Annotated in this window: 15 protein-coding genes; 9 read left to right on the top strand and 6 right to left on the bottom strand. The window is 61.8% G+C overall.

Annotated features, from left to right (window positions below; translation table 11 throughout):
• Positions 1-96 precede the first annotated feature (96 nt).
• Entirely contained in the window at positions 97-990 is an 894-nt protein-coding gene (gene serB / locus FDP28_RS01240) for a phosphoserine phosphatase SerB (protein WP_144658802.1), read from the top strand.
• Between the two features lie 405 nt (positions 991-1,395).
• Complete coding sequence (locus FDP28_RS01235; RefSeq protein ID WP_144658801.1) at positions 1,396-1,764, top strand: hypothetical protein; 369 nt, start codon at positions 1,396-1,398, stop codon at positions 1,762-1,764.
• Positions 1,765-1,834: 70 nt separating this feature from the next.
• Here FDP28_RS01235 and FDP28_RS01230 read toward each other — a convergent pair whose 3' ends face one another.
• From FDP28_RS01230 to FDP28_RS01220, 3 genes are all read right to left on the bottom strand, one after another.
• Complete coding sequence (locus FDP28_RS01230; protein WP_260842300.1) at positions 1,835-3,319, bottom strand: ATP-binding cassette domain-containing protein; 1,485 nt, start codon at positions 3,317-3,319, stop codon at positions 1,835-1,837.
• A 220-nt stretch (positions 3,320-3,539) separates the two neighbouring features.
• Positions 3,540-4,292 (bottom strand): SDR family oxidoreductase, encoded by a 753-nt coding sequence (locus FDP28_RS01225; protein ID WP_144658799.1) that lies wholly within the window; start codon positions 4,290-4,292, stop codon positions 3,540-3,542.
• Positions 4,293-4,408: 116 nt separating this feature from the next.
• The gene (locus FDP28_RS01220; protein WP_144658798.1) at positions 4,409-5,134 is read right to left on the bottom strand and encodes a beta-ketoacyl-ACP reductase; all 726 of its coding nucleotides are present in this window, start codon (positions 5,132-5,134) and stop codon (positions 4,409-4,411) included.
• Between the two features lie 154 nt (positions 5,135-5,288).
• Here FDP28_RS01220 and FDP28_RS01215 point away from each other — a divergent pair, with 154 nt between their 5' ends.
• From FDP28_RS01215 to FDP28_RS01200, 4 genes are read left to right on the top strand one after another with little or no spacing between them, the layout of a single operon-like run.
• Complete coding sequence (locus FDP28_RS01215; protein ID WP_144658797.1) at positions 5,289-5,792, top strand: DUF3099 domain-containing protein; 504 nt, start codon at positions 5,289-5,291, stop codon at positions 5,790-5,792.
• Positions 5,789-6,061 carry a hypothetical protein gene (locus FDP28_RS01210; RefSeq protein ID WP_144658796.1) on the top strand — a complete coding sequence of 91 codons (273 nt, stop codon included), beginning with the start codon at positions 5,789-5,791 and terminating at the stop codon, positions 6,059-6,061. Before FDP28_RS01215 ends, FDP28_RS01210 begins: the two co-directional genes overlap by 4 nt.
• Entirely contained in the window at positions 6,062-6,928 is an 867-nt protein-coding gene (locus FDP28_RS01205) for an SURF1 family cytochrome oxidase biogenesis protein (RefSeq protein ID WP_144658795.1), read from the top strand.
• Positions 6,912-7,397, top strand: coding sequence for a YbaK/EbsC family protein (locus FDP28_RS01200; protein ID WP_144658794.1), 486 nt, complete (start codon positions 6,912-6,914; stop codon positions 7,395-7,397). The genes FDP28_RS01205 and FDP28_RS01200 overlap by 17 nt, the downstream gene beginning before the upstream one ends.
• Before the next feature lie 13 nt (positions 7,398-7,410).
• Here FDP28_RS01200 and FDP28_RS01195 read toward each other — a convergent pair whose 3' ends face one another.
• Positions 7,411-9,009 carry an ABC-F family ATP-binding cassette domain-containing protein gene (locus tag FDP28_RS01195; protein WP_144658793.1) on the bottom strand — a complete coding sequence of 533 codons (1,599 nt, stop codon included), beginning with the start codon at positions 9,007-9,009 and terminating at the stop codon, positions 7,411-7,413.
• Positions 9,010-9,285: 276 nt separating this feature from the next.
• Here FDP28_RS01195 and FDP28_RS01190 point away from each other — a divergent pair, with 276 nt between their 5' ends.
• From FDP28_RS01190 to FDP28_RS01180, 3 genes are read left to right on the top strand one after another with little or no spacing between them, the layout of a single operon-like run.
• Positions 9,286-9,939 (top strand): biotin transporter BioY, encoded by a 654-nt coding sequence (locus FDP28_RS01190; protein ID WP_144658792.1) that lies wholly within the window; start codon positions 9,286-9,288, stop codon positions 9,937-9,939.
• Positions 9,936-10,673, top strand: a complete 738-nt coding sequence (locus tag FDP28_RS01185) for an energy-coupling factor ABC transporter ATP-binding protein (protein ID WP_144658791.1) — start codon at positions 9,936-9,938, stop codon at positions 10,671-10,673. Before FDP28_RS01190 ends, FDP28_RS01185 begins: the two co-directional genes overlap by 4 nt.
• Positions 10,670-11,299: an energy-coupling factor transporter transmembrane component T family protein gene (locus FDP28_RS01180; RefSeq protein ID WP_144658790.1), complete on the top strand. Its 630-nt coding sequence runs from the start codon at positions 10,670-10,672 to the stop codon at positions 11,297-11,299. Before FDP28_RS01185 ends, FDP28_RS01180 begins: the two co-directional genes overlap by 4 nt.
• Positions 11,300-11,303: 4 nt before the next feature.
• Here FDP28_RS01180 and FDP28_RS01175 read toward each other — a convergent pair whose 3' ends face one another.
• Both FDP28_RS01175 and FDP28_RS01170 read right to left on the bottom strand, forming a co-directional pair.
• On the bottom strand, positions 11,304-12,518 hold the full coding sequence (locus tag FDP28_RS01175; protein WP_144658789.1) for a thiolase family protein: 1,215 nt from the start codon (positions 12,516-12,518) through the stop codon (positions 11,304-11,306).
• Positions 12,490-13,881, bottom strand: a complete 1,392-nt coding sequence (locus FDP28_RS01170) for a class I adenylate-forming enzyme family protein (RefSeq protein WP_144658788.1) — start codon at positions 13,879-13,881, stop codon at positions 12,490-12,492. The genes FDP28_RS01175 and FDP28_RS01170 overlap by 29 nt, the downstream gene beginning before the upstream one ends.
• Positions 13,882-13,903 lie beyond the last annotated feature (22 nt).

Raw genomic sequence — 13,903 nt, 5'->3', positions numbered from 1 at the left:
GACAAAAGTGAACATGACTGATAACCGGCACTTTCCGCTGGTTTATCAGGCGAAACAGATTCGGGGGGAAGGGGCCCGATCGATAGGATTGAGGCCATGACTTCGAACTTGGCTGCGGTCAGCTATGGCGTGAATTTGTCCCCTGAATCGCTGGAAAGCGTGCGGAAGGTACTGGCCGACGCAGGAGCGGAAGTGTCAGCGGAATCACACGCCGGCGACGGGCGTTTCGGCGTACACACCGCTGTTGTGCACGTACCGCTCGCTTCAGTGGAGACTTTGTCCGACCTTCGACGCCGGGTGGCTGGGTCAGCATTGACCGGCACCGATACTGCCCTGGTCCCTGCAGAGCTCCGGCAGGCGAAGCGGAAGCTTCTCATCATGGACGTGGACTCAACACTCATCCAGCAGGAAGTCATCGAGTTGTTGGCCGCCTATGCAGGTAAACGGGAAGAGGTTGCAGCAGTCACCGAAGCTGCCATGCGTGGGGAGCTCGATTTTGCGCAGAGCCTGCATGCCCGAGTCGCCGTACTGGCGGGCCTGCCGGCCGACGTCGTGGATTCGGTGCGCGAGGAAGTGCGCCTCAGCCTGGGCGCGGCAGAACTCGTGGCCGCATTCAAGAAGGCCGGTCACGTAGTGGCTGTCGTTTCCGGCGGATTCAACCAGATCCTGGGCCCTATTGCCGAGGAGCTCGGTTTGGACTACTGGATTGCCAATGAGCTTGAAATCATCGACGGCGCTCTGACAGGCAAAGTCCTGGGGGCTGTGATCGACCGGGCGGCCAAGGAGAAGTACCTGCGCCAATGGGCTGCTGCCGAGGGCATCGAGTTGGGGCATACCATCGCGGTCGGTGACGGTGCGAATGACCTCGACATGCTGGGGGCCGCCGGCATCGGCGTGGCGTTCAACGCCAAACCAGCAGTTCGCGCAGTGGCTGATGCTGCGATCAACATGCCCTACCTCGATGCAGTGCGGCACATAGCCAACGTCTGATTCCAGAGCCTCATTAGGCTGAGGTCCACGCCGGCCGCGCACTGCGAAACACTTATTGTGAATTCGTGACGCGAAAATTGAATCAATTTATTTGATTGTTATCAGCGTGGACCGTTGCCCACAACAATTCCGGTATTTCGGAACTGGAATGGTGTTTAATCCTGATCTGCACATATTCTTGGGGTTGTACGGCGAGGTAGCCTGCGACCAGGCATAAGGGAAGTGCAGAGTTCGAAAGTGAAGCATTCACAGCGAACGTGGAAATGGTGGAGAGTCCGCGAGGCCATGAAGTCCGCGGAGCCACGTATTTACTCGAAGGACGAAGGTCTCACGACCTTCCCCGAACTCTTTTCCAGCCACTCCGGGTTTTTCTTCGAAGACATTACTGAACAGGAAGAAAGCAACATGAGCACGCTTGATGAAGCTGTAAAGCAACTGCTGTCCATTGAAGGTGCCACTGGGGCCGCAGTGGTCGATTACTCCAGTGGCATGGCCCTCGCGCAAGGTGGAAGTCCTGGCTTTGATCTCGGTGTGGCCGCTGCCGGCAACTCAAATGTAGTCAGTGCAAAGCTGCGCACTATGGCTGACCTCGGACTGGACAGCAATATAGAGGACATCCTCATCACCTTGGACGGGCAATACCACCTGATCAACGTCCTGAACTCGGGCGGATCCAAGGGGCTGTTCGTGTACTTGGTGCTGGACCGTACCTACGCGAACCTGGCACTGGCCCGTCACAAGCTCAACAACCTTGCAAAGGGAATCACTATCTGATTCCCCTTGGATGACCAGGGACGGCCGCTGACCAGGTGGCCGTCCCTTTTTTGCGGAACCTTCGAGGTTGTCAGCCCTTTGCCCTGCGGGCCGCACTGTTCCCCTTCACCGCCGCGCTGCCCAACATGTGATAAACCAGAACGTCCTCGTTGGTGTTGGCATTGGCCTCGATGGTCACAAGTTCACCATCGCGGACCACGCCGATCCGATGACACCAACTGACCAGTTCTGTGAGGTCCGAGGACAGCAGAATGATCGCGACCCCGGTTTGCCTCAGTTCATCCAGCATCCGGTAGACGACATCTTTCGCCCCGACATCGATGCCGCGGCTGGGGTGGCTCATGATCAGCACGTCACAGCCGGAAGTCATCCATTTGGCCAGCGAGACCTTCTGCCGGTCTCCCCCGGACAGGGTGGTGAGCGTGCCATGGATATTCGTTGTATTGATCCGCATTCGTCGTACCAAATCAATGACGCCCCGGAGTCCTGAGATCTCGTCCTTGAGGTCCTCGTCGTCAGCGTGGACCCGCAGACCTTGAGCGATACTGGTGTCTTCACCGACATTGCCGGCATCCTCGGAAAGGTAACCAATCCTCAGCCGCAGTGCATCCTCCGGGCCTTGGATGCGCACCGGCCGGCCGTGCAGAAAAAGCTGCCCCGAGGTACCCTGCCGTATTCCGACGATGGATTCCAGCACCTGGTGGACGCCCGATTGGTGAGTCCCGAGCAGTCCGAAAATTTCACCTTTGGCGACGTTGAACGAGACGTTCCGGACAGCGTCACCGACGCTGAGGTCCACAACCCGCAGGGCCTCGTCGCTGCCGGCGAGCTCTGTCGGGCGGCTGCTGCCTGCGGGCTTCTGCTGGAGAAGCAGGAAGGCCAGCTCCTCAGGGTTGGTTTCGCTGGCTTCGACGATGGTGTGGACTTTACCGTCCCGCAGTACGGCAATACGGTGTGCAATGGATCGGACTTCATCCAGGCGGTGGGTGATATAGATGATCGCCCGTCCCTGGTCGATGAGCATCCTCAATACCTGGTGCAAGGTAGCGACGTCATGATCGGGAAGGGACGCTGCCACTTCATCCATGATGACCAGCTGGGCTTCTTCGGCCACCATCCTGAGGACTTCGACCAGGGCCTGCTCTGCCCGGATGAGCGAGCCAACCAGCGCGTCCGGGTCAAGGGCTATCTTGACGTCGTTGATGAGTTTCAATGCCGGACCCCGAAGATCCGCATGGGACTTATCGGCCTGAAACGTACCCCGGTACATTGCCTTGGCCACCGTCATTTGCGGGTCGAGGCGGAAGTTCTGGGGAATGATCCCCACGCCACACGCTTGTGCTTCGTCCCGGGAATCGGGTCCGTATTTCTCTCCCGCCAAGGTGAGCAGCCCGGTGTCGTGACGGAGGGACCCCGATAAAACGTCCATCAGGGTGGACTTTCCGGCACCATTAGTGCCTATCAATCCAAGAATCTCGCCCCTATGTATCGAGAGATCGACGCCTTTGAGGATGCGTCGATGATCATACGAAGCGTGAATATCATCAGCATGCAACAGCAGGTCCAAGGAAGCTCCTAGGTGACTTTTCGGATTCTGTGCCGAGTCAACCAGATCAATTGGCGTATTGCAAAAAGAAAGAATAAAACCCATATGGGCAATTCGTGACGCGAAAATTCCAAGTATTTATCACATCGTGATCTTGAAGTAGCTGGCTGGTGTTTAAACACCGAAGGCCCGGGACAACGTCCCGGGCCCTCGGCCACTGCGGTGGAAGCTACTCAGCGCTCTTCGTGAAGTAATCAGAGCCACCGACATACTCTGTATGGCCCGTCTCGACGTCTGCGGTCACCATTTTGGCAACCTCGGCGGCAAATTCTTCCACCGAGTACAACTTGCCGGCTTCGGCGCGGCGCGCCTCGATGGCGCCCGGGTTCGATCGGTCAAGAAGGGTGGCCGTCACGGTCCCTTCGATCATGTCGCCGGAAACGACCACCAGCGAAATGCCCTTTTCCGCAAGGCTGGGCAGCAGTGCACGCAGGGCGTCCTCCCCCGCGCGCTTGCTCTTGGCTACGGGCTCGTACTCAGGCATCGTGGGGACTGTCTCCACGAAATGTGCTTGGTGGCTGGTCACAAAGACCACGCGCGAACCTTCAGGCATCAAGGGCACCGCAGCGTTGAGCATGTTGATCTGGGCATCGCGGTTCAACTTGAGCGCGTACCCCTCCTCCATGCCGGTTTCCATGCCACCGGAGGCATTGAGCACCAGGACATCGAGGGAACCGAACTGCTCCATGGCCGTGCTGGCCAAGGCGTGTACGCCTTCGTCAGTGGTGAGGTCGGCGCCGACAGCTGCGGCGCGGCCGCCGGCGGCCTGGATTTCAGCCACAACCTTGTTGGCGCGCGGCGCCTTCTGGCGGTAATTGACGACGACGGCGGCACCCTCGCCAGCGAGGATCTTGGCAACTTCAGCGCCGATTCCGCGGGAAGACCCAGTGACGATTGCGGTCTTGTTATCCAGCGTTCCCATTCGTGCTCCTTTTGTTCAGTTCATCCAAATTCCGAGGGATCGGATTCCATCATGCCAGCGGCAGCCACGAAATCCTTTGTTGACCCCGGACAATTACTACGGTCCCGGGTAGTGGGTCAGTGGCCCATGCCGAGGCCGCCATCGACAGGAATGACCGCACCGGAGATGTAGGCGGCTTCGTCACTGGCTACCCAGCGGACCACGTCGGCTACCTCCGAGGCCTCAGCAAAACGCCCCGCGGGAACGTTGGCGAGGTAGGACTTCTGGGTCTCTTCGGGCAGTTCGGCGGTCATGTCGGTGTTGATGAACCCGGGCGCCACCACATTGGCGGTGATTCCCCGGCTGCCCAGCTCACGCGTCAGCGACCGTGCGATGCCCACCATGCCGGCCTTTGACGCGGAGTAGTTGATTTGGCCTGGTGCCCCATAAAGGCCGGAGACGGAAGAGATGAGGACCACGCGACCCTTGCGAAGCCTGATCATTCCCTTGGAAGCGCGCTTGATCACACGGAACGCCCCGGTCAGGTTGGTGTCCAGTACTGAGGTGAAATCGTCCTCGCTCATCCGCAACAGCAGCGTGTCTTTGGTGATGCCTGCATTGGCCACGAGTACCTCGACCGGGCCGTGTGCCTCTTCAACTGTCTTGAAGGCTGCATCAATCGAAGCCTCGTCCGTGACGTCTGCCTTGACCCCCAGGATTCCTTCAGGCAGCTCTGTTTCACTGCGATAGGTAACAGCTACCTTGTCGCCGTTGGCAAGGAAGGACTCGGCAATGGCCAGTCCGATGCCGCGGTTGCCGCCAGTAATCAGGACGCTGCGACCGGTGGATACTGCTTCAGACATACTTTCGCTCCAGGTTCTGCGGTCATCGAAGGCCGCTGTGAAGTGGGATTTTCCTGTTCCGATCTTATCCGTCGGCTGAAGCGACGCGCGGGTAACCAGCCAGCTGCGCGGGTTTGGGCGGTCAGGACGTTGGTGAGAGAATTGGAAGAGGCCTTTGGAGCGTGATGATTCAGCTGTGACACGAGAGAACAGTCCCCTGCAGCGGGTGCCCGGGGAACCGGACGCTGTTTCCAGCGACCCCGAAGTCCACAGCATCACCGACGCAGCTGCTGCCCACTCCGAGGATATGCGCGAGCGGATGATCAAGTACGCCGTCGCCATGGGAATCCGCATGGTCTGCATCATCCTGATTTTCGTGGTGGATGGCTGGTTCAAAATCATCGCCATCGCAGGCGCTGTCTTCCTGCCATGGTTCGCCGTGGTCATTGCCAACGGCAACGACAAAGCCGAGGCCCCCAGCGACTCCCTCCTCGATTACGTTGCGGTTCCCGAAATCGAACGTTCGGATGAGCCCGCGGATGACCCGGAGAATGGGGCGCCAACGGTGCTTCAGGGCGAGCTGGTCGATGACGCGCCTGCCGACGGCGGAGCGGAACCAAACACGGAAAAACATGCAGGACAGGCCGGGCAACCCGGCGACGAACGGGCGGCTTCATGAATATCTTCAACCTTGGCGGCGCAGGCTTGGCCGACCAGGAATCGGCGCGCGCCACGGGAACGGCCATGTGCTCCCGGAAAGGGTGCCGCCAGGATGCCCAGTGGCAACTCCTGTGGAACAATCCGCGCATCCACACCCCTGAGCGGCGCAAGGTGTGGCTTTCCTGCGGGGACCACCGGGAATGGCTTGAAGAGTATCTGCAGACCCGTGGGCTTTGGAAAGAGACTGTCCCTTTCGCGGACGGTTCAACAGTGAACGAGGCTCACTGAATGTATCGGTTCCTTTTCTCCAGCAAATGGCTGGGGTACTTCGTTTTGGCCGTGATCTTCGCAACAGCGTGCGTGTTCCTTGGCCGCTGGCAGATGGACCGGCGGGCGGAAACACTGGCCGAAATCAACCGGGTTGTCACCAACTATTCGGCAACACCGGTCCCCTATGCCGAGATCAAGGACCAGTTCGATTCGCTCGATCCCGAGCGGGAATGGACGCAGGTCCAGCTGCGGGGCTCCTACGACACCGAAGGGCAGCGGGTAGTCCGTAACCGTCCGTTGAACGGCCAGCCAGGTTACGACGTCGTGGTTCCCTTCCGCCTGACTACCGGCGAAGCAGTAGTCATCGATCGCGGCTGGCTGCCGATCGGCAACAACACTCCTGGCCGTCCCGACGTCGTCCCCGCGCCTCCCGCAGGTGAGGTCACCGTGATTGCCCGCCTGAAACCGGCCGAACCAAAGTTGGACCGCGGAGCGGTGGAGGGCCAGCTCGCCTCCATCGACCTGGCAAGCTTTGCCACGGAACTCCCGTATCCCATCGCCACCGGCGCCTATGGGCAGCTCGCCAGTGAAGACCCCGCCGTGCAGCCCATGCCCACCCCCTTCCCCAAACCGGCCACCGAAGAGGGAACCCACCTGTCGTACTCCCTGCAGTGGTTCGCATTCGGGGTGTTGATGTTTATCGGGTTCGGCTACGCCGCGCGTCAGCAGGCGCGCAACGCTGCCATCGATGCGGAGGACGAAGAAGACGAGCAGATCGTGGCCGCCGGAGCGGTAGTGCGCAAGCGTGCTCCAGCACCCCGGAAGGGCAAACGGCCAACATCCGAGGAAGAGGAAGACGCCATCCTTGATGCCCAAGGCTACTGAGAACATTCCGGCCCCTGTCCTGAACGTCAAGTCGGCGTTGACCATGGCAGGCGTTAAGGACACTGTCCGGATTTTTGAGACGCAAGTGCCCACCGCGGCAGCAGCTGCGACGGTCCTGGGATGCGACGTCGCCGCTATTACCAACAGCCTGATCTTCGAACTCGACGGCGGGCCGCTGCTCATCCTCGCCAGCGGCGCGGCCAAAGTGGACACGGCCCTCGTGGCGGCCCAGTTGGGGACGGCAAAGATCCGCCGGGCCACGCCGGATTTCGTCTTGCAGCATACAGGCCAGGAAGTGGGCGGAGTTGCGCCCCTTGGCCATCCAGCGCCGATAAGGACTGTCCTGGACGCCTCGCTTCGGGAACACCCAGTGCTCTGGGCAGGCGCCGGAGACCACCACTCGATGTTCTCGATCACCTACCGGGATTTGGCCCGGATTACCGGCGCGGAAGAACTCCGCGTCCGGTAACCCGTAGCTGGGCTTAGGCCAGCGTGATGAGGTCCAGGTAATCCTCGTTCCAGTGGTCCTCGACGCCATCCGGAAGGAGCACGACGCGCTCCGGGTTCAACGCTGACACAGCACCCTCGTCGTGGCTGACCATGACGACGGCGCCGGTGTAGTTCTTGAGCGCGCCAAGAATTTCTGCGCGGCTGGCCGGGTCAAGGTTGTTGGTTGGCTCGTCCAGGAGCAGCACGTTGGCGCTGGATGCCACGATGGTGGCAAGCGCCAAACGCGTCTTTTCACCGCCGGAGAGCACTCCTGCGGGCTTGTCGACGTCGTCTCCCGAGAACAGGAACGACCCCAGGATGCCCCGCACTTCGGCGTCCTTCATGTCCGGTGCCGAGGACCGCATGTTTTCCAGCACGGTGCGTTCGTGGTCCAGCGTTTCATGCTCCTGGGCGTAGTAGCCCACTTTGAGACCGTGACCTGGGATGATGTCACCGGTATCGGGTTTGTCTACCCCGGCCAGCATGCGCAGCAGGGTGGTCTTGCCCGCACCGTTGAGTCCCAGGATGACCACCTTGGAACCACGGTCGATGGCAAGGTCCACGTCCGTGAAGATTTCTAGGGAGCCGTAGGATTTGCTCAGGCCCTCGGCGGTGAGCGGCGTCTTGCCGCAAGGCGAAGGATCCGGGAAGCGCAGGGCCGCCACGCGATCGTTCTCACGAACTGCCTCGAGTCCGCCAAGCAGCCGCTCGGCGCGTTTGGCCATGTTTTGTGCCGCAACAGCCTTGGTGGCTTTGGCTCGCATCTTGTTGGCCTGGTCGATCAGGACCTGTGCCTTCTTCTCGGCGTTGGCCCGTTCACGCTTGCGGGCGCGTTCGTCGGTTTCGCGCTGCTGGAGGTAACGCTTCCAGCCCATGTTGTAGTAGTCGATCTGGGCCCGGTTGGCGTCCAGGTGGTAGACCTTGTTGACGGTAGCCTCGAGCAGTTCAACGTCGTGGCTGATCACGATGAGGCCGCCCTGGTGGTCTTTCAGGAAGTCGCGAAGCCAGGTGATGGAGTCCGCGTCCAGGTGGTTGGTGGGTTCATCGAGCAGCAGGGTCTCAGCTGAGGAATACAGGATACGGGCAAGCTCGACACGACGGCGTTGACCTCCGGAGAGGGTCTTCAGCGGCTGATTGAGGATGCGCTCAGGCAGTGCGAGGTTGGAGGAGATCGCGGCTGCTTCGGCCTCGGCGGCGTACCCGCCGCCGGCCAGGAATTCGGCTTCGAGGCGATCGTAGCGGCTCATGGCTTTGCGTTGGACTGCCGCGTCCTCGCTGGCCATTTCCTGCTGTGCCTTCTTGAGTTTGCCAACAACCACATCCAGGCCCCGTGCCGAGAGGATACGGTCCCGGGCGAGCTGCTCCATGTCCGGGGTCCTCGGATCCTGTGGCAGGTAGCCAATTTCGCCACTTCGGGTCACTTTTCCGCCAGCAGGCAAACCCTCTCCGGCCAGAACGCGGGTGAGGGTTGTCTTGCCGGCACCATTGCGACCGACAAGGCCGATCTTGTCGCCCTTGTCCACCCTGAAGTTGACTTGGTCCATGAGCAGGCGTGCGCCGGCGCGGAGTTCGAGATCCTGGACGGTAATCAATTCGGGTGATGCCTTTCAATGGGGAACGCCTGCGGGGCCGGTGGGCCCAGTGACTGCGGCGGGGTACGGCTGTGAGAACAGCCTGTCCAAGTCTACCGGCACCCAGGACGCGGGTAGACATCCTCCTCAAGCAGCGGAAATTGTGCCAACGTCCAAAGTTCGACCGAACACCGTTGTAGGGAGGCTCCAAAATCCGCATCGCTCTCCGTCCGTATTCTCGATCCCAGGGGAAACAACCACTCGTCATCGCACCACTTTGATCCGTTAGGACCTGTCATGAGCAAGACCGACCCGGCCGCCGCCTCCGCCACTTCCGCGAACGTCACCGTGCAGCGGCCCGCCGCCACACGCAAGCGCTGGAACGCAACCGACCTTGGCCTTATCGCCGTTTTCGCCGCCCTCGTGGCGGCGTCGTCGATCGTTCCAGGCATTCCGGTGGGGGCTCTTGGGGTGCCAATCACCTTGGCGACCCTGACCGTCATGCTGAGCGGTCTGGTTCTTGGCGCCGGTCGCGGTTTTGCCGCCGTCGGGCTTTATGTCCTCTTGGGCCTGGCAGGTTTGCCCATCTTCAGCGGTGGCCGCAGCGGGTTGGGGATCCTCGCCGGGCCCTCGGCGGGATACATCATCGCTTTCCCGCTGGCGGCAGCGGCCGTCGGCTACCTTGCCGGGGTCGTGATCCGCAGGACGGTCAAGTACCGGGGACTGTGGCTCTTTGCCGCAGCCATGGCCAGCAGCATCGTAATCGTCCACGGCCTGGGCATCGTGGGCATGATGGTCAACGCGAAACTCGACTTCGGCAAGGCACTCCTGGCCGATCTGCCCTTCCTTCCGGGAGATACCCTCAAGAACGTCTTGGCGGTGGTCATCGCGTTGGCCATCCACAAGGCTTTCCCCGATGTCCTGGTGCGCCGGGTCAAGAAGGGGTCATGAGAACCATCAATTTCCGCGGAGTCTCGGTGCGGGTCGCCGTAGATTCCAGCGATATGCCCAAAACGCTCCTGCAGGATGTTTCCCTGGAGCTCACGGAGCGTCGGATTGGTGTCATTGGTGCCAACGGGTCGGGCAAGTCCACTTTTCTGCGGCTCTTGAACGGCCTGGTGGAGCCTTCGGAGGGAAACGTCGTGGTGCATGGTCGCGACACGCGCTCAGACGTGCGGCGGGTCCGGGCGAACGTTGGTTTTGTCTTCACGGATCCTTTGTCGCAACTGGTGATGCCGACGGGCAGGGAAGACGTTGAGCTGTCCCTGCGCCGCTCCATCAAGAACTCCACAGAACGGGCCACCCGCGCCGAAGAGGTGCTGGACCGCTTTGGCCTTCTCCCAGTGGCAGACCAGAGTATCTACGAGCTCTCGGGCGGGGAGCGCCAGCTGTTGGCGCTGGCTGCGGTACTGGCAGTCGATCCGGGGGTTCTGGTTCTCGATGAGCCCTCTACACTTCTGGATCTGCGTAATCGGGAGCTTTTGCGCCGGACCATAGCCGGACTGGAGCAGCAGGTCATCATGTCAACACATGACCTCGACTTGGCCTTGGACATGGACCGGGTCTTGGTGGTGGAAGAGGGCCGCATAGTGTTCGACGGCGGAGCGGCCGAAGGCGTCGACCGTTACCGTGCGTTATGCGCAGCTTCCGTCGATGGGCTGCCAACGAAAGGGACGCTGCCGTGAGGGGCCATGGCTTCCTGTTGGCGAACCATGTTCCTGGAAACTCCCTTCTCCACCGCGCTCCCCTCTGGCTGAAGTTCCTGGTGGTAGTGGCCTGCGGGACGGCCTCATTCCTGATTGTGGACTGGGCGGTCTCCCTTGCCGCCTTTGTGCTGATGTCCTTGCTGTTCCTTCTCAGCGGCGCAGGCATCAAGCGATTGCTGCGTACCCTTTGGACAGTGGCGCCCATACTGCTGGCCATAGGCCTATTCCAGTGGTGGCAGCTGGGCGGTCCCACGGCGGCCCGCATCGTGCTCAACGTGCTCGTCTGTGTGGTGGCTGCATCCTTGCTGACAGTCACCACACCCGTGCAGGAACTGTTGGACGGGGTGGTTTCCCTTGCCACCCCGTTCCGCCGGTTCGGCGCGGACCCGGAGCGCTTCGCCCTGACCATCGCGGTGATGCTCAGGAGCATTCCGTTCATCGCCGGTGCTTTTGCCGACGTGCGGGACTCGGCCCGCGCCCGCGGCCTGGAGAGGAACCCGCGGGCTTTGGTCCTGCCGGTGTTCATCACCACTGTGGCATACGCCAGGCAAACCGGCGACGCCTTGGCCGCCCGTGGATTGGGAGAGGCAGAGGAAAGGCCGTGAGGGACTACAACCGGGTGTAGCGAAGGAGGCTGGCGGTGCCCATGCCACCGGCGATACTGATCATCGCCAATGCGAGGGCAGCTGTTCCTGTCTCCTGGTACCGTGCGCGGGCCTGCGCCAATAGGCGGGTTACCAATACCGCGCCGGACGCACCGTAACCATGCCCCAGTGCCAACGCACCGCCCTCCAGATTGGCCTTTACAGGATCAACACCAACATGTTCCAAGCACGCGATGGTCTGCGAGGCGAACGCCTCATTGAACTCCACCAGGTCCAGGGCTTCGGCTGACATCCCGTGGCCGGCGAGCAGCCGTTCGGCGGCGTAGGCTGCCCCGATCCCAAGCAGTTCCGGATTAACTCCGGCGGTATCGTTGCCGAGCACTTCCAAGCCGTCCACCGCACCCAGGGTGCGTGCCCGGGCCAGGGACGTGATGACGACGGCGGAGGCCGCGTCGGCGTCGAAGCAGGAGTTTGCTGCCGTGACGGTTCCCCCGGGAACGAACGCCGCCGGGAACCGGCCCATGAGGGCGGGCCGCAGCGACGCCTTGGGGCCGTCGTCGGCAGTTACCGGCGCACCCGTGCCAGCCAGCGGGACGATCTCGCCGGAGAACTTGCCCGTTGCCGCAGCCTCGACGGCGCGGCGATGGCTGCGCAGGGCATACTCATCCTGCTGTTCGCGGGTGACGGCAAAGGTCCTGGCGACATTTTCCGCAGCGACACCCATGTCCGGGTCGCCGAACTGTTGCGGCACAAAGGTGGCCCGTGAATAGAAGTCCAGGCCGCCGTCGTCGTTCCTGTTGGCCCGGACCGGGGCCGTACTGATGCTTTCGACGCCGCCGGCAAGGAACACCGGATCACCGCCGGCAGCCACAAGCCTTGATGCCAAGGCGATGGCGTCCAGGCCAGAACCGCACTGACGGTCGACGGTGATTCCAGGTACGGTGACGGGCAGACCCGCCTCAAGCGCGGCATACCTGGCGAGGTTGCCGCCTCCGCCCACAGCATTGCCGATGATGACGTCGTCAATGTCCGCGGGGTCCAAACTTGTTTTTTCCAGCAGCGCCCCCAGCACAGGCGCCAGCAGTTCAGGTGCGGCGAGGTGTTTGAGTTGCCCGTTGGCCCGGCAAATCGGCGTCCGGAGGGCAGCGATGATGACGGGTAGGCGGGACGGGTCGGTTACCGACGCTGCGTTAGCCAAGGATTTGGGCCCGCGGGTCATGGTTCTTGATCCAGTCCAAGAGCACCTTGCGGCTGACTTTTCCGCGGTCGGTCATCGGCAGCTCGGACAGCAGGTAATACTGCAGCGGCCATTTGTCCCGCGCCAAGAGGCCGTCAAGACCCGTGCGGAGCTGCGTGGCCGTCACAGCACCATAGGCAGGAACGACGCCGGCGATCACCTTTTGCCCGCGGACATCGTCAAGTGCGCCGGCGGCGACCGCAACCTCGATGCCCGGAACAGAGGCCAGGGCCAGTTCGACCTCATGGGGATACACGTTCTTCCCGGACGTGACGATCATGTCCGATCGGCGGCCAAGTATGTGGAGCACTCCATCCTGCAGGTAGCCCTGGTCCCCTACGGTGTACCAACCGTCGAGGCATCGCAAAGCCTGCCCGTCGTCGCCCCAAAGGTAGCCGTTGCTGACCATGCCGCTGCGTACGCTGATGTTGCCGTGCGATCCGTCAGGCAAGGCGTGACCGGCATCGTCAAGGATGCGCAGTTCCACGCCGGGAAACGGGCTTCCGATACCTGTGCCCCCGGCATCGAGCGGCTCACCGGCGGACAGGCGCGTCCCGGACACGAAACTTAGCTCCGACGCGCCGTAGTACTCATAGATGGCGGCATGGGGAGCCCATCGACGGGCGGCCCCCAAGGTGCGTGCGTCCAGCTTCGATCCGGCACAGATGATGCTGCGGATTCCCGAGGCATCCACGTCTCCGGCCAAGCCCCTTTCGCTCAGCAGGCGGAGCATGGTGGGTGCCAGTACCAAGCGGGTGATGCCGTCATGGCTGATGGCGGCGTGCGCGTCCCCCACATCGAATGAGTCAAGGGTGTGGAAGGCGGCGCCGGCATAGAGGCACTCGGACAAGGCATAAAGATTAAGGCTTGCCGAGAGAGGCCCCGGCGCCAAGGTGTGGTCATCTGGAGAGAGTCCGAAGAACTCAATGGAAGCTTCGAACGAGACCTGCCACGAGCGCCGGGACCGGGTAAAGGCTTTCGGCACGGAGGTGGTGCCTGACGTCAGGCCAACCAGGAAGGTGCTCGAAGGATCTCCGTCGACAAGACTGTCCCCCGCAGCAGGCCCGGAGTCGACGATACGGGAGGCAACTTCCTCGATCATGGGTGCGGGCCAATGAGGGTCAAGGACAGCGCAGCGCCGCTCCCCCGCGACTGCGGCGGCATACCGCTCAACGAAGCGAACCGAGTTGGGCTCGGCAAGTACTGTCGTGGCTCCGGTGGCACTCAAGAGCTGCGTTGCTGCGTCTCGAAGTCCGGCCCAGGTAATCCGGCTGGTGCCCACGACGACGGCGGTGTCGTGCGGGCGCTCATCAGCCCAGAGGTTGAGTTTGTCCAGGAAAGGCATCCAGCCAATTTTACGGCAGTGT

The organism is Paenarthrobacter nicotinovorans, assembly GCF_007670255.1.
Taxonomy (GTDB): Bacteria; Actinomycetota; Actinomycetes; order Actinomycetales; family Micrococcaceae; genus Arthrobacter; species Arthrobacter nicotinovorans_B.
This window is presented reverse-complemented; position numbering and strand designations above follow the sequence as displayed.